Genomic DNA, 14669 nt, shown 5'->3' with positions numbered 1-14669 from the left:
CCCCGGCGTGCTCGACGATCTTAGCGGGTTCCACTCGGCACCTCTTAGTACTTCAGCAGGTTGGCGTCGTCCACGGACGCGGACCTGCGGGTTCGGAAGATCGTCACAATGATCGCCAAGCCGACCACGACCTCGGCCGCCGCCACCACCATCACGAAGAACGCGATGAGCTGGCCGTCGAGGTTGCCGTGCTGCCGCGCGAAGGTGACGAACGCGAGGTTGCAGGCGTTGAGCATCAGCTCCACGCACATGAAGATCACGATCGCGTTGCGCCGTACCAGCACGCCGACCGCGCCGATGGCGAACAGCAGGGCGGACAGCACCAGGTAGTGCGTCGTCACTTGCTCTCCTCCTCAACCTCGACGGCCTGCCTGATGGCCTCGGCCAGCCTCGGGTCTTCCGGAAGCGTGCCCTCCTGCACGTCGTGCCGGGCGATGATCCGGTTGACCGAGAGCTCCGAGACCGTGCCGTCGGGCAGCAGCGCGGGCATGTCGTTGGCGTTGTGCCTGGCATAGACGCCAGGGCCGGGCAGCGGCGTGGGGTGCGGTCCGGCGAAGCGGGCCCTCGCCAGGTCCTTCTGGGTGGGCTTGGCCTTGGCGCGCTCGCGGTGGGCCAGCACCATGGCGGCCAGCGCGGCGGTGATCAGCAGGGCCGAGGCCACCTCGAAGGCGAACACATGGCGGGTGAAGATGAGCTGCGCGAGTCCCTGGACGTTGCCGCCGTACTGCGAGGTCGCGCCGCCCAGGCCGGTCGGCCGGACGAAGGCGACGTTGCCGATCGCGAGGGCCAGCAGGGCCGCGAAGCCCAGGCCGGCCACGATCGCCCAGAAGCGCTGCCCCTTGATCGTCTCCACCAGCGAGTCGGTCGAGTCCACGCCGACCAGCATGAGCACGAACAGGAAGAGCATCATCACCGCGCCGGTGTAGACGATGATCTGCACCGCCGCCAGGAAGGGCGCCTCCTGCACCGCGTACAGCACCGCCAGGGAGCCCATCACCACGCCGAGCATCAGCGCGCAGTAGACCGCCTTGCGGCTGAGGACGAGCCCGAGCGCCGCGGCCACGGAGACGACCGCGAGCACCCAGAACGTGATGGTCTCACCCATTGTTGCGTCCAAGCCGGTAGTAGTCCTCTTCGGTCTCCCCCAGACGCATCGGGTGCGGCGGGGTCTCCATGCCCGGACCGAGGGGGGCGAGCAGCATCTCCTTGGTGTAGATGAGGCTCTCCCGGCTGTCGTCGGCTAGCTCGTACTCGTTCGTCATGGTGAGCGCGCGAGTCGGGCACGCCTCGATGCACAGGCCGCACAGGATGCACCGGAGGTAGTTGATCTGGTACGTGCGACCGTACCGCTCCCCGGGGGAGAACCGGGCGTCTTCGGTGTTGTCCGCGCCCTCCACGAAGATCGCGTCGGCCGGGCACGCCCAGGCGCACAGCTCGCACCCGACGCACTTCTCCAGCCCGTCCGGCCAGCGGTTGAGCTGGTGGCGGCCGTGGAAGCGCGGCGCGGTGGGCCGCTTCTCCTCCGGGTACTGCACCGTGAGGGGCTTCTTGAACATATGGTGGAAGGTCACCCCGAAGCCCTTGACGGGGTTCAACCAATCAGTGAATCCCACTGGAGATCTCCTTGCGGTCCGCGCCGTGGTAGTGCGGCAGGTCCAGCGGCGGTACCGGATAGCCTCCCGCGGCCGGCTGCTCTTCGAGCAGCTCGAACTCCTGCTTGAGTTCTTCCGCCCTGGTCTCGCGGCGGCGCTGGAGCACGGTGTCGAAGCGGAAGAACAGCGCCAGGCAGCCGACCACCACGAGCGCCGCGATGGTGAACAGCGCGGTGCGGTCCGCGCCCTCGATGCGGAACGCCCGGACGGTCGCCACCAGCATGATCCACGCCAGGTTCAGCGGGATCAGCACCTTCCAGCCGAAGGCCATGAGCTGGTCGTAGCGGATGCGCGGCATCGAGGCCCGTACCCAGATGAATCCGCCGAACACCAGCACCAGCTTGATGAAGAACCACAGCAGCGGCCAGTAGCCGACGTTGGCGCCCTCCCACAGGGAGATCGGCCACGGGGCCCGCCAGCCGCCGAAGAACAGCGTGATGGACACCGCCGAGACGACGAACACGTTGACGTACTCGCCCATCTGGATCAGCGCGAACTTCAGCGAGGAACTGTACTCGGTCTGGTAGCCGCCGACCAGCTCGCCCTCGCCCTCCGGCAGGTCGAAGGGCACGCGGTTGGTCTCGCCCAGCATGGTGATCGCGTAGATCAGGAAGGACGGGATCAGCATGACCACGTACCACGACGGCATCGGGATGCTGAGCCCGAGGACCTCCCAGGTGCCGCCGCTCGCCTGCTTGGCGACGATCTCGGAGGTGGACAGCGTCCCGGCGAACAGGAAGACGCCCACGAACGACAGGCCCATCGCGATCTCGTAGGAGACCACCTGCGCGCTGGAGCGCAGCCCGCCCAGCACCGCGTACGGCGAGCGCGAGGACCACCCGGCGAGCACGATGCCGTACACGCCGATCGAGGCCATCGCCAGCACGAACAGCACGGCGATGGGCAGGTCGGTGAGCTGTAGCGGCGTCTGCTCGCCGAACATGGACACGGTGGGCCCGAACGGGATCACCGAGAACGCCATGAACGCGGGCACCACCAGGATGACCGGCGCGATCGCATAGAGGAACCGGTCCACCTTGTTGGGGTAGAGGTCCTCTTTGAAGCCCATCTTCAGCGCGTCGGCGATCGACTGCAAAAGCCCGAACTTCCCGGCCCGGTTGGGGCCGTACCTGTGCTGCATGCGGGAGATGAGCTTGCGCTCCATCCACACCCCGTACATGACGGAGAGCAGCAGGAACACGAAGATCGCCACGGCCTTGATGATCGTGATCCACAGCGGGTCGTGGCCGAAGCTCTGCACGTTCGGCAGGGCGGGCTCGGGCGCCGCGAGCACTCGGATCGCGTTCATCGGTCCCTCACCGCTCCGCTCATCAGGGATTCCTCCCGCATCGGTAGCTCACCGCTCCTCATGACGCGCTCCCGATCTTGACGATGTCGCCGGCCCCGGCCCGCAGGTCGCGGGTCACCGAGCAGCCGGCGGAGTTCGCCGGCAGCCAGACCATCCGGTCGGGCAGGTCGGCGACCCGCACCGGGAGCCGGATCGAGCCCTGGTCGGTGGTCACGGAGATCTTGCCGCCGTCGGCGACGCCGATCTCCGCCGCGGTGTCCGCGGACACCAGCGCCTCACTGGCCCGCGCCGTCCCCGCGAGGTACGGCTCGCCGTCCTGCATCCGCCCCGCGTCGAGCAGGTGATGCCAGGTGGCGAGGACCGCCTCGCCGGCCTGCGGCTCGCCCGCGAGCCGGCCGGAGACGGTGGGCGCGGCGGCCCGAGTGCCGCGCCACGCGCCGAGCGAGCCGAGCTCGCGGCGGGCGGCGGCCTCGTCGGGCAGCCCCAGATGCACGTCCATGTGGTCGGCGATGGCGCCGATGACCGCGAGGTCGCTCATCACGCCGGGGGTCTTGATGGCCGCCGCGAAGGTGCGGCCCCGGCCCTCCCAGTCGACGAACGTCCCGGCCTTCTCGGTGGTGGTGGCCACCGGGAGCACCACGTCGGCGCGGTCGGTGACCGCGCTCGCCCGCTGTTCGAGGCTGACGATGAACGGGGTGTTCTCCAGCGCGGCGAGCACCGCGTCGGGGTCGGGCAGGTCGTAGGGGTCGACGCCGGCGACCAGCAGCGCGTCGAGCTGCTCGTCCAGGGCGGCGGCGAGGATCTGCGCGGTGGAACGGCCCGGGGTGGCGGGCAGCGTCGCGACGTCCCAGGCGCGGGCGACCTCGGCGCGCGCCTCGGCCTCGGCGACCGGCCGCCCGATGGGCAGCAGGTTGGGCAGCGCGCCGGCCTCCAGCGCGCCGCGCTCACCGGCCCGGCGCGGGATCCAGGCGAGCTTGGCGCCGGTGGCGGCGCTCAGCCGCGCGACGGCCGACAGCGCGCCGGGCAGCGCGGCCAGGCGCTCGCCGGCCAGCACCACCGCGCCGGGGCGCTTGAGCGCCTCGGCCAGCGGGTGGTCACCGCCGATCAGGCCGCCGAGCACGTCGGCCTCGGCGCCGGGCAGGGCCGAAAGCAGCGTGCCGGACAGCTTGCGCAGCCCCGGCGAGGCGAACGGCGCGACGCTGTAGACCGAAAGACCCCGCTTGCGCACGCCCTTGCGCAGCCGGAGCTGCACGATCGGCGACTCCTCCTCGGGCTCGAAGCCCACGAGCAGCACGACCGGGGCCTTCTCCAGGTCGGCGTAGGAGGTCTCGATGCCCTTGCCGGCCACGGCGTGCGCGAGGAACTGCGCCTCCTCCGCCGAGTGCGGGCGGGCGCGGAAGTCGATGTCGTTGGTGGCCAGCGCGATCCTGGCGAACTTGCTGTAGGCGTAGGCGTCTTCGACCGTGACCCGCCCGCCGACCAGGACTCCGGCCCGGCCCTTGGCCCGCGTCAGCCCGGCCGCCGCGACCGCCAGGGCCTCCGGCCAGGAGGCGGGCACGAGGTTGCCCTCCTCGTCACGGATCAGCGGGCTGCGCAGCCGGTCCGGCTGGGTGGTGTAGGCGAAGGCCCAGCGGCCCTTGTCGCAGTTCCATTCCTCGTTGACCTGCGGGTCGTCGCCGGCCAGCCGGCGGGTGACCTTGCCGCGGCGGTGGTCGGTGCGCATCGCGCAGCCGCTCGCGCAGTGCTCGCAGGCGCTCGGCGTGGACACCAGGTCGAACGGCCTGGCCCGGAAGCGGTACGCCGCGCCGGTGAGCGCCCCCACCGGGCAGATCTGGACGGTGTTGCCGGAGTAGTAGGACTGGAACGGCTCGCCGTCGGCCGTCCTGACCTGCTCCTGGGCCCCGCGCTCGAAGAAGTCGATGAGCGGGTCTCCGGCGATCTCGTCGGAGAAGCGGATGCAGCGGGCGCACTGGATGCAGCGCTCGCGGTCCAGCAGCACCTCGGTGGACAGCGGGATCGGCTTTTCGAAGGTGCGCTTGTCCTCTTGGAACCGGGACTCGCCCTGCCCGTTGGACATCGCCTGGTTCTGCAGGGGGCACTCGCCGCCCTTGTCGCAGACCGGGCAGTCCAGCGGGTGGTTCATCAGCAGCATCTCCATGATGCCGCGCTGAGCCTTCTCGGCGACCGGGCTGGTGAGCTGGGTCTGCACCACCATGCCCTCGGTACAGGTGGTGGTGCAGGAGGCGGCCGGCTTGGGCATGCCCTCGACGGTGACCAGGCACTGGCGGCAGGCGCCGACCGGATCGAGCAGCGGGTGGTCACAGAACCGCGGGATCTGGATGCCCAGCAGCTCGGCGGCGCGGATCACCAAGGTGCCCTTGGGCACGCTGATCTGGAACCCGTCGATGGTGAGGCTGACCAGGTCTACCGGCTGCTCGACCGCGCCTCCTGCGGTCGCCTGGATGGTCATGCGTTCTCCCAGACAGTGGACGCGGCACGATCGAACGGACAGCCGCCCACTTCGAAGTGCTTGAGGTATTCGTCGCGGAAGTGCTTGATCGACGAGTGGATCGGCGCGGCGGCGCCGTCGCCGAGGGCGCAGAACGCCCGGCCCACGATGTTGTCGGCGATGTCGGTGATGGTGGTGAGGTCCTCTTCGGTGCCCTCGCCCTTCTCCAGCCGCTTGAGCACGTGCTTGAGCCAGTACGTGCCCTCCCGGCAGGGAGTGCACTTGCCGCAGGACTCATGGGCGTAGAACTCGGTCCACCGCAGCACCGAGCGGACCACGCAGGTGGTCTCGTCGAAGATCTGCAGCGCCCGGGTGCCGAGCAGAGAGCCCTTCGCGCCGACGGACTCGAAGTCCAGCGGGACGTCCAGGTGCTCCTCGGTGAAGATCGGCGTGGAGGACCCGCCCGGTGTCCAGAACTTCAGCCGGTGCCCGGCGCGCACGCCGCCCGCCATGTCGAGCAGTTCGCGCAGCGTGATGCCGAGCGGGGCCTCGAACTGGCCGGGCCGGGTGACGTGGCCGCTCAGCGAGAAGATGCCGAAGCCCTTGGACTTCTCGGTGCCCATCGAGGAGAACCAGGAGGGGCCGTTCGCCACGATGCTGGGAACGCTCGCCACCGACTCGACGTTGTTGATGACAGTGGGGCACGCGTAGAGCCCCGCGACCGCCGGGAAGGGAGGCTTGAGGCGAGGTTGCCCGCGATATCCCTCCAGCGAGTCGAGCAGCGCCGTCTCCTCGCCGCAGATGTAGGCCCCCGCGCCGGTGTGCACGGTAAGTTCGAGGTCGAAACCGGAGCCGAGGATGTCGGTGCCCAGCAGGCCCGCGTCGTAGGCCTCCTGTACGGCGGCGCGCAGCCGGCGCACCACGTGCAGCACCTCGCCGCGCACGTAGATGAACGCGTGGGCGGCCCGGATCGCGTAGGAGGTGATGACGATGCCCTCGACCAGCGCGTGCGGGTTGGCCATCATCAGCGGGATGTCCTTGCACGTGCCCGGCTCGGACTCGTCGGCGTTGACCACCAGGTAGTGCGGTTTGCCGTCGTTCTGCGGGATGAAGCCCCACTTCAGGCCGGTGGGGAAGCCCGCGCCGCCACGGCCCCGCAGTCCCGAGTCCTTCACCGCCTGGATGACGGCGTCCGGATCCATGCCGAGCGCCTTGCGGGCCGCGGCGTAGTCTCCGTAGCCCCGCAGGGTGAAGGAGTCGGGCTGGTCCCAGTTGCGGGTCAGGACCGGTGTCAGGGTGGTCATTCGCTGTCTTCCTTAGCGGGGGCGGTCCAGCCGTTCTCTTTGGCGATCCGCAGGCCCTCCAGGGAGGGCGCGCCCGCCGCGGGGCCGTCGCCGGCGAGGTCGTCGGGGAAGCCGGCCAGCACCCGCGACGCCTCCTTGAACGTGCACAGCCGCTTGGGGCCGCGGGTCGGCGTGACCTGCTTGCCGGCCCGCAGGTCGTCCACGAGCTGCTTGGCCGAGGCCGGGTTCTGGTTGTCGAAGAACTCCCAGTTGACCATCATCACCGGGGCGAAGTCGCAGGCCGCGTTGCACTCGATGCGTTCGAGGGAGACCTTGCCGTCCGGCGTCGACTCGTCGTGGCCGACGCCGGCGTGCTCGCTCAGCTCGTCCCAGATCTGGTCGCCGCCCATCACCGCGCACAGCGTGTTGATGCACACACCGACGTGATACTCGCCGACGGGCTTGCGCTTGTACATCGTGTAGAAGGTGGACACGCCGACGACCTCGGCCTTGGTCAGGCCCAGCATCTCGGCACAGAACTCCTCGCCGCGGTCTGAGACGTAACCCTCCTCGGCCTGCACCAGGTGGAGCAGCGGCAGCAGCGCTGATCGGGGCTTCGGATAACGCCCGATGATCTCCTTCGCGTCGTGCTCCAGCCGTTCCCTGGTCTCCGGGGAGAATCCACGGCTCATCGGTCCACACCTCCCATGATCGGGTCGAGCGAGGCGACCGCCGAGATGACGTCGGCGACCATACCGCCTTCGCACGTGGCCGGGATGGCCTGAAGGTGCGTGAACGACGGGTCGCGGAAGTGCACCCGGTAGGGGCGGGTGCCGCCGTCGCTGACGACGTGTGCGCCGAGCTCGCCGCGGGGCGACTCCACCGCCGCGTACGCCTGCCCGGCCGGCACCCGAAAGCCCTCGGTCACCAGTTTGAAGTGGTGGATCAGCGCCTCCATCGAGGTGCCCATGATGTGGGCGATGTGGTCGGGCGAGTTGCCGAACCCGTCGGGGCCGAGCGCGAGCTGCGCCGGCCAGCCGATCTTCTTGTCCTCGATCATGACCGGCTTGCCCTTGAGGTCGGGGCCGGCGAGCCGGTCGAGGCACTGCTCGATGATCTTGAGGGACTCTTCCATCTCCGACATCCGCACGAGGTAGCGACCGTAGACGTCGCAGGTCTTCTCGGTGGGGACGTCGAAGTCGTAGGTCTCATAGCCGCAGTAGGGCTGCGACTTGCGCAGGTCCCAGGGCAGGCCGGCGGAGCGCAGGATCGGCCCGGTCACCCCGAGCGCCATGCAGCCGGTGAGGTCGAGGTAGGCGACGTCCTTGGTGCGGCGCAGGTAGGCCGGGTTGGCGTCGAGCAGCTTGCGCATCTCGTAGATGCGCTTGGGCATGATCTTCAGGAACTCGCCGATCTTGTCGACCGTGCCCGCGGGCAGGTCGACCGAGACGCCGCCCGGCCGGATGTAGGCCATGTTCATGCGCAGGCCGGTGATGTACTCGAACAGGTCGAGCACCATCTCCCGCTCCCGGATGCCGAACAGGAACGGCGTGGTGGCGCCCAGCTCCATGCCGAAGGTGGCGATCGCCATCATGTGCGAGGAGATCCGGTTGAGCTCCATCATCAGCACCCGGATCACGTCGGCCCGCTCCGGGATGCGGTCGGTGATGCCGAGCAGCTTCTCGATCCCCAGGCAGTAGGCCGTCTCGTTGAAGATCGGTGCCAGGTAGTCCATCCGGGTCACGAACGTGGTGCCCTGCGTCCACGTCCGGAACTCCATGTTCTTTTCGATCCCGGTGTGCAGGTAGCCGATGACCGTGCGGGCCTCGATCACCGTCTCGCCGTCGAGGGTCAGCACCAGCCGCAGCACGCCGTGCGTGGAGGGGTGCTGCGGGCCCATGTTGATGACCAGGCGCTCCTCGTCGGAGCCGGCGACCTCGGCGACCAGCTCGTCCCAGTCCTGGCCGGTGACGGTGTAGACCTTGCCTTCCGTCGCCTCTTCCTGGGCGTTGTCGTATGCGGTGCTCATGCGTACGACCTCCTCTCGTCGGGCGCGGGGATCTCGGCGCCGCGGTATTCGACCGGGACGCCGCCGAGCGGGTAGTCCTTGCGCTGCGGGTGCCCCTCCCAGTCGTCGGGCATCTGGATCCGGGTCAGCGCCGGGTGCCCGTCGAAGATCAGGCCGAAGAGGTCGTACGCCTCGCGTTCGTGCCAGTCGTGGGTGGGGTAGATCTCCACCGTGGAGGGCATGTGCGGGTCGGCGTCGGGGGCGGCGCACTCCACGCGCAGCCTGCGGTTGTGGGTGATCGAACACAGGTGGATCACCGCGTGCAGCTCGGCGCCGGTGTCGTCCGGATAGTGCACGCCGGAGACGCCGAGCGACAGCTCGAAACGCAGCGCCGGGTCATCGCGCAGGTGCCGGCAGACCTCCAGCAGGCGTTCCCGCTTGACGTGGAAGGTCAGCTCGCCGCGGTCGACCACGACGCTCTCTACGGCCTCGGTGAGGTCGCCGCCCAGGGCACGTTCGAGCTGGTCGGCGATGTCGTCGAAGTCGCCGCGCCCGGACGGGCCGACCGGCCCGCCGTACGGGCGGGGGGTGGACAGCTTGGGCGCGCGGCGCACCACGAGCCCGCCGTACCCGGAGGTGTCGCCGGTGCCGGCCGCGCCGAACATGCCCGTGCGGGCCACCGGCTCCTCGGGCAGGCCCGGGAGGTTGGCGGGCGGGTTGCCGGTCACGATGCCCCCTGGTGGATCAGCGGCAGCGAGCGGAGCGCGCGCTTTTCCAGCTCGTCGATCTGCTTGGCGCGGTGTGCTCCGAACTTGGTGTTCTGGATCTTGTCGTGCAGCTTGACGATCGCGTCCATCAGCATCTCCGGCCGCGGCGGGCAGCCGGGCAGGTAGATGTCCACGGGCACGACGTGGTCGACGCCCTGGACGATGGCGTAGTTGTTGAACATGCCGCCGCTGGAGGCGCACACGCCCATCGCGATGACCCACTTCGGCTCGGCCATCTGGTCGTAGATCTGGCGCAGCACCGGCGCCATCTTCTGGGACACCCGACCGGCGACGATCATCAGGTCGGCCTGCCGGGGCGTCGCCGAGGCCCGCTCCATGCCGAAGCGCGCCAGGTCGTAGGTGGGGCTGCCGGCCGTCATCAGCTCCATGGCGCAGCAGGCGAGGCCGAAGGTGGCCGGCCACACCGAGTTCTTGCGGCCCCAGCCGGCAAGTGCCTCTACCGTGCTGAGCAGGAATCCGCTGGGGATTTTCTCTTCAAGACCCATTGTCAGTCCCAATCCAGGCCCTTGCGGCGCCACACGTACGCGTAGGCCACAAGCACGGTCACGATGAACAGCAGCATCTCGATCAGCCCGAACACGCCGAGGGCGTCGAAGGCGACCGCCCACGGATAGAGAAAGATGATCTCGATGTCGAAGACGATGAACAACATCGCCGTGATCATGTACTTCAGTGGGAATCGCCCGCCGCCGACCGGCTGGGGCGTCGGCTCGATGCCGCACTCGTAGGCGTCGAGCTTGGCGCGGTTCCAGCGCTTGGGACCGGTGAAGGGCGCGATCGTCAGCGAGAAGATGGCGAACCCCGCCGCGAGCACGGCGAGCACCAGGATGGGCACATAAAGCTCCATCGCTACGCTCCCATCTCCGCGTGTCCCCGCTCCTCGTGCCGGGGCGCGCGGTCGGTCGTGATGTGTCGTGCAAGTCTAGGCAGGGCGATCATCGTCATTCGTTCCAGTCGCGGGGGCGTAACGGAGGTCATGCCGACGGCACGACCTTCGACAGGGCGTTGATGATGCGGTCTCCCGCGTCTCCTCGCCGGTCGGTCAGATTACCGAGCAGCTTGAAGGCGAGCCGCATCAACCGGGGGTGCGGAAGTGCGTGCCGGGTGGCGAAGTTCATCACCCCGGGTCTGCCGATCGCCTCGACGAACAACCTGCCCATGGTGAAGTAGCCACCGTAGGCCTCCTTCAGCACACCAGGGTATGCCCGCAGCAGGCGCTCCCGTTGCGCAGGGGTGGACCGGGGCAGCGCCTGCGCGATCGTCCGGGCGGCGATCTCGCCGCTCTCCATGGCGTAGGCGATGCCCTCGCCGTTGAACGGGTTGATCATGCCACCGGAGTCGCCCACGAGAACGAGGCCGCGCGTGTAGTGGGGCTGGCGGTTGAAGGCCATCGGGAGCGCGGAGCCGCGTACCTGGCCGCGCATGTTGTCCTCGGAGAAGCCCCACTCGGGCGGCATGTTGCGGACCCAGCGGCGCAGCAGGGCGCGGTAGTCGACGTCCTTGAACTTGTCGCTGGTGTTGAGCAGGCCGAGCCCGACGTTGCTGGTGCCGTCGCCGACGCCGAACACCCAGCCGTAGCCGGGCAGCAGCGTCGCGCCGTCCCACAGCTCCAGCCAGATCTCCAGGAAGTCGTCGTCGTGGCGGGGGCTTTCGAAGTAGGTGCGCACGGCGACGCCGATCGGCCGGTCCTCGCGCTTGTGCAGGCCCATGCCCAGGGCCAGCCGCGCCGAGTTGCCGTCGGCCCCGACCACCAGGCGGGATCGGTAGGTGACCGGCTCGCCGTCCTTCTTGGCGGTGACGCCGACGATGTGGCCGCTGCGGTCGTCGAGCAGCGGGCCGGTGACGTTGACCCCCTGCAGCAGCTTGGCTCCGCCTCTGACCGCGTTGACGGCCAGGATCTCGTCGAAGTCCTTGCGCACGCGGACCAGCCCGAAGTCGGGGAAGGACGTGAGCTGCGGCCACTCCAGCTCGAAGCGCCGGCCTCCGCCCACGACCCGAAGGCCCTTGTTCCTGCTCCACCCGGGACTGTCGATGTCGATGCCCATCGCGATCAACTGCTTGACCGCGCGCGGGGTGAGGCCGTCGCCACAGACCTTCTCCCGGGGGAAGGTCGTCTTTTCCAGCAACAGAACCTCAAGCCCGGCTTGGGCGAGATAGAACGCCGTGGTGGAACCGGCGGGCCCGGCGCCGACGACGATTACGTCGGCGTCGATGTCGGCGCTGCGTTGTGCGGCGGCTGGCTCGGTCACGGGACCTGTCCTGTCCTACACGCTGGGCGGCCTTGGGTGCGGCCTCGTTCCTTTGTGAAGCTCTTCACAAACTTGTCGGCGTGAAGTCTAACGCGTTTTACACAAGAGGTGACAGCCGGTCCCCTACCCGGATTTGCGCGCGCGGTGCAGGGCGACGACGCCGAACGTCAGGTTGCGCCAGGCGACCTCGCGCCACCCGGCCTGCTGGATGAGCCCGGCCAGCGACGCCTGGTCGTGCCAGTCGCGGATCGACTCGGCGAGATACTCGTAGGAGTCGTCGTTGGAGCCGATCGCCTTGGCCACCTGTGGCAGCAGCCGCATGAGGTACTGGGAGTAGACGAGGTCGAAGGGCTTGAGCGGCGGATGGGAGAACTCACAGATCACCAGCCGCCCGCCGGGCCTGGTCACGCGCAGCATCTCGCGCAGCCCGGCCACCGTGTCGTGCACGTTGCGCAGCGCCACCGAGATCGTGACCGCGTCGAAGGTCTCGTCGGCGAACGGCAGGCGCATCGCGTCGCCCGCGATGAAGCTCACCCCGCGCACGCCGCCGCCGCTCAGGCCGGAGGAGCCCCGGCGGCGCACCCCGGTGGCGAGCATGCCCATCGAGAAGTCGCACGCGATCGCCCGTGCGCCGAGCCTGGTGAAGGTGTCGGTCGAGGTGCCGGTGCCCGCGCCGAGGTCGAGGACCAGCTCGCCGGGGCCGGCGTCCACCGCCGCCGCGGTGGCCTTGCGCCACTGCCTGACCTGCCCCGCCGAGATGACGTCGTTGACCAGGTCGTAACGCCGCGCCGTACGGTCGAACATGGCGGCGACCTCGTGCGGGTGCTTGTCCAACGATGCGCGGGTCATGCGCTCAAGGGTACGGCCTGCGCCTGAAGGGCACGCGGCGGGAAGCCGCCGACGGAAAGTAGCGACACGGCTACGTTGCGTCTGGTACCTATTAGGGAGTGCTCGTCCCCACCGCAGCGGTCCTCACCGCATTAAGCCTGGCCGTCCCGCCGCCGTTCCCTCCGGCGAGGATCGCCCACAACAAGGTCGTCTCGGCCGATCCGGCCGACTTCACCCCGCATGTCCTCGATGGCATCGTCAACGCGATCGCGCTGGTCGGCCGCACGGTCGTCGTCGGCGGCTCGTTCGGCGAGGTGCGCGACGCCGGCCGGCGCGGCCCGGTCCTCGACCGGCCCAACCTGTTCGCCTTCGACCTGGTCAGCGGCCGGGTCCTGCCCGGCTTCGCGCCGCGGGTCAACGGACCGGTCCACGCGCTGGCCCCCGGCCCCGACGGCACGGTCTACGTGGGCGGGTCGTTCACCTCCGCCGGTGGCGGCGGTCCGGCGCTGGCGCGGCTGCGGGTGCCGGACGGCGCGGCCCTGGCCGGCTTCCGGCCACGGGTGTCCGGCGGCGGCGTCCAGGCGCTGGCGATCCACCGGACGGGCCTGTACGCGGGCGGCGACTTCACCAGGGTCGGCCGCACCTCGCGCACCGCGCTGGCCCGCCTCGATCCGGTCACCGGCGCGCCCGACCCCGGTTTCACGATCACTCCGGGCGCCCCGGTCAGCGGCCGGCCCAAGGTGCTCGCCCTCGCCGCGGCCGGCTCCCGGCTCGCCGTGGACGGCGCGTTCACCACGCTCGACGGCCTGTCCAGACCGCAGCTCGGGCTGATCGACATCGGCCGCCCGGCCGCGTCGGTCGCGCCCTGGCGCACCGAAGCCTACAAACCCGCCTGCAACGATCGGTTTCCGACTTACGTGCGGGGCCTGGATTTCTCACCGCGCGGCGACTACTTCGTGGTCGTCACGACAGGCGGGTACGGCGGGCCCGCGAAACTGTGCGACACCGCCGCGAGATTCGAGACTTTCTCCCGGGGTGACACGATCAAACCGACGTGGGTCAATCACACCGGCGGCGACTCGCTGTATTCGGTTGCGGTGACCGGCGCGGCGATCTACGTCGGCGGCCACCAGCGCTGGCTGGACAACCCCCGAGGTCACAACGACGCGGGGCCGGGCGCCGTGGCCCGGCCGGGCATCGGCGCGATCCATCCGGTCAGTGGTAAGGCCCTGCGCTGGAACCCCACCCGCGACCGGGGGATCGGCGTCAAGGCTTTTCTTCCGCATCCTCGCGGTCTGCTGGTCGGGAGCGATACGACCCGTCTTGGCCGGGAGTATCATGCGCGGGTCGGGATGTTCCCTCTTTCGTGAGGCGGGCGCTGACGGCGTCGCGCTGCTGGGAGAGCAGGACGTAGCTCGCCAGGCCGCTGAGCACGAACGAGATGATCAGCAGCAACGGCCAGTTGCGCAGGCCGAGCAGGAAGAGCACGCAGAAGGCCACGGCGAACAGACCCAGCCTGGATGCGGTGTAAACGAGTAGGGCACGCACAGCGTCGAGGTTACGTCACCCTTCCCGCGCAGCGAGCGCACTTCGCATCGGGCGCGAGCGCTGCTAGTCTTCCCCAACACCGCCTTTCGTAAAGAAACACCCATGAGAGCCCCAAAGAGGCTCTATCATATAACAATCGGGCAGTCGGCCTATAACAACCCGTGATCTTTGCTGAAAAGCACGGATATAACAGGCTTCGCTCGGCACACTGGTTACCTGTCCGCCCGCTGGCAGGAGGCGGGATGCGAGGGGGAGAGATCGTGGAGAGTAGCAGCGAGCGTCTGCTGACACCCGGCGAGGTTGCCGCCCTCTTCCGGGTAGATCCGAAGACGGTGACGCGCTGGGCGGCCGCCGGCCGTATCAGTAGCATTCGCACCCCCGGAGGGCACCGTCGCTTCCGTGAATCGGAAGTGCACGCCCTCCTTCGCGGCGAGGACGTTCTGACGGCCGACCGGCCGAGCGGTGAGTCCCCGCGCGTCTGACGATGATCTGGCACGAATCGTCAGCACGGTGATCCCTGCGCACCCAACAGGAGGCCGCAGGGTCACCGTGTCA

Annotated in this window: 16 protein-coding genes; 2 read left to right on the top strand and 14 right to left on the bottom strand. The window is 69.3% G+C overall.

Going from position 1 to position 14669, the window contains the following annotated elements; all coding sequences use genetic code 11:
• Window positions 1–44: 44 nt before the first annotated feature.
• From nuoK to ACH34R_RS34040, 13 genes are all read right to left on the bottom strand, one after another.
• Entirely contained in the window at window positions 45–341 is a 297-nt protein-coding gene (gene nuoK, locus ACH34R_RS34100; RefSeq protein ID WP_111165450.1) for an NADH-quinone oxidoreductase subunit NuoK, read from the bottom strand.
• A complete protein-coding gene (locus tag ACH34R_RS34095; protein ID WP_397565669.1) occupies window positions 338–1105 on the bottom strand; it encodes an NADH-quinone oxidoreductase subunit J in 768 nt (255 codons plus the stop codon). The genes nuoK and ACH34R_RS34095 overlap by 4 nt, the downstream gene beginning before the upstream one ends.
• Entirely contained in the window at window positions 1098–1613 is a 516-nt protein-coding gene (gene nuoI / locus ACH34R_RS34090) for an NADH-quinone oxidoreductase subunit NuoI (protein WP_111165452.1), read from the bottom strand. The genes ACH34R_RS34095 and nuoI overlap by 8 nt, the downstream gene beginning before the upstream one ends.
• Window positions 1600–2961: an NADH-quinone oxidoreductase subunit NuoH gene (gene nuoH / locus ACH34R_RS34085; protein WP_397565668.1), complete on the bottom strand. Its 1362-nt coding sequence runs from the start codon at window positions 2959–2961 to the stop codon at window positions 1600–1602. Before nuoH ends, nuoI begins: the two co-directional genes overlap by 14 nt.
• A 58-nt stretch (window positions 2962–3019) precedes the next feature.
• Window positions 3020–5431: an NADH-quinone oxidoreductase subunit G gene (locus ACH34R_RS34080; RefSeq protein ID WP_397565667.1), complete on the bottom strand. Its 2412-nt coding sequence runs from the start codon at window positions 5429–5431 to the stop codon at window positions 3020–3022.
• The gene (nuoF, locus tag ACH34R_RS34075) at window positions 5428–6714 is read right to left on the bottom strand and encodes an NADH-quinone oxidoreductase subunit NuoF (RefSeq protein ID WP_397565666.1); all 1287 of its coding nucleotides are present in this window, start codon (window positions 6712–6714) and stop codon (window positions 5428–5430) included. The genes ACH34R_RS34080 and nuoF overlap by 4 nt, the downstream gene beginning before the upstream one ends.
• On the bottom strand, window positions 6711–7385 hold the full coding sequence (gene nuoE, locus ACH34R_RS34070; protein WP_397565665.1) for an NADH-quinone oxidoreductase subunit NuoE: 675 nt from the start codon (window positions 7383–7385) through the stop codon (window positions 6711–6713). Before nuoE ends, nuoF begins: the two co-directional genes overlap by 4 nt.
• Window positions 7382–8722, bottom strand: coding sequence for an NADH-quinone oxidoreductase subunit D (locus ACH34R_RS34065; protein ID WP_397565664.1), 1341 nt, complete (start codon window positions 8720–8722; stop codon window positions 7382–7384). Before ACH34R_RS34065 ends, nuoE begins: the two co-directional genes overlap by 4 nt.
• Complete coding sequence (locus tag ACH34R_RS34060; protein WP_397565732.1) at window positions 8719–9366, bottom strand: NADH-quinone oxidoreductase subunit C; 648 nt, start codon at window positions 9364–9366, stop codon at window positions 8719–8721. Before ACH34R_RS34060 ends, ACH34R_RS34065 begins: the two co-directional genes overlap by 4 nt.
• A 59-nt stretch (window positions 9367–9425) precedes the next feature.
• The gene (locus ACH34R_RS34055) at window positions 9426–9974 is read right to left on the bottom strand and encodes a NuoB/complex I 20 kDa subunit family protein (protein ID WP_397565663.1); all 549 of its coding nucleotides are present in this window, start codon (window positions 9972–9974) and stop codon (window positions 9426–9428) included.
• A gap of 2 nt (window positions 9975–9976) precedes the next feature.
• Window positions 9977–10336: an NADH-quinone oxidoreductase subunit A gene (locus ACH34R_RS34050; protein ID WP_111165459.1), complete on the bottom strand. Its 360-nt coding sequence runs from the start codon at window positions 10334–10336 to the stop codon at window positions 9977–9979.
• 127 nt (window positions 10337–10463) lie between these two features.
• Complete coding sequence (locus ACH34R_RS34045) at window positions 10464–11738, bottom strand: geranylgeranyl reductase family protein (protein WP_397565662.1); 1275 nt, start codon at window positions 11736–11738, stop codon at window positions 10464–10466.
• 123 nt (window positions 11739–11861) lie between these two features.
• Window positions 11862–12587 (bottom strand): demethylmenaquinone methyltransferase, encoded by a 726-nt coding sequence (locus tag ACH34R_RS34040; RefSeq protein WP_397565661.1) that lies wholly within the window; start codon window positions 12585–12587, stop codon window positions 11862–11864.
• A 98-nt stretch (window positions 12588–12685) separates the two neighbouring features.
• On the opposite strand from ACH34R_RS34040, the gene ACH34R_RS34035 reads away from it, so the two are divergent.
• On the top strand, window positions 12686–13936 hold the full coding sequence (locus ACH34R_RS34035) for a hypothetical protein (protein ID WP_397565660.1): 1251 nt from the start codon (window positions 12686–12688) through the stop codon (window positions 13934–13936).
• On the opposite strand, the gene ACH34R_RS34030 is transcribed toward ACH34R_RS34035, so the two are convergent.
• Entirely contained in the window at window positions 13833–14054 is a 222-nt protein-coding gene (locus ACH34R_RS34030) for a hypothetical protein (RefSeq protein WP_397565731.1), read from the bottom strand. The two genes, ACH34R_RS34035 and ACH34R_RS34030, sit on opposite strands and share 104 nt — an antisense overlap.
• A gap of 302 nt (window positions 14055–14356) precedes the next feature.
• Between ACH34R_RS34030 and ACH34R_RS34025 the strand changes: the two genes are divergently transcribed.
• On the top strand, window positions 14357–14596 hold the full coding sequence (locus ACH34R_RS34025) for a BldC family transcriptional regulator (RefSeq protein ID WP_111165463.1): 240 nt from the start codon (window positions 14357–14359) through the stop codon (window positions 14594–14596).
• Window positions 14597–14669: the final 73 nt, after the last annotated feature.

Source organism: Spongiactinospora sp. 9N601 (genome assembly GCF_044326295.1).
In the GTDB taxonomy this organism is placed as follows: domain Bacteria; phylum Actinomycetota; class Actinomycetes; order Streptosporangiales; family Streptosporangiaceae; genus Spongiactinospora; species Spongiactinospora gelatinilytica.
This window is presented reverse-complemented; position numbering and strand designations above follow the sequence as displayed.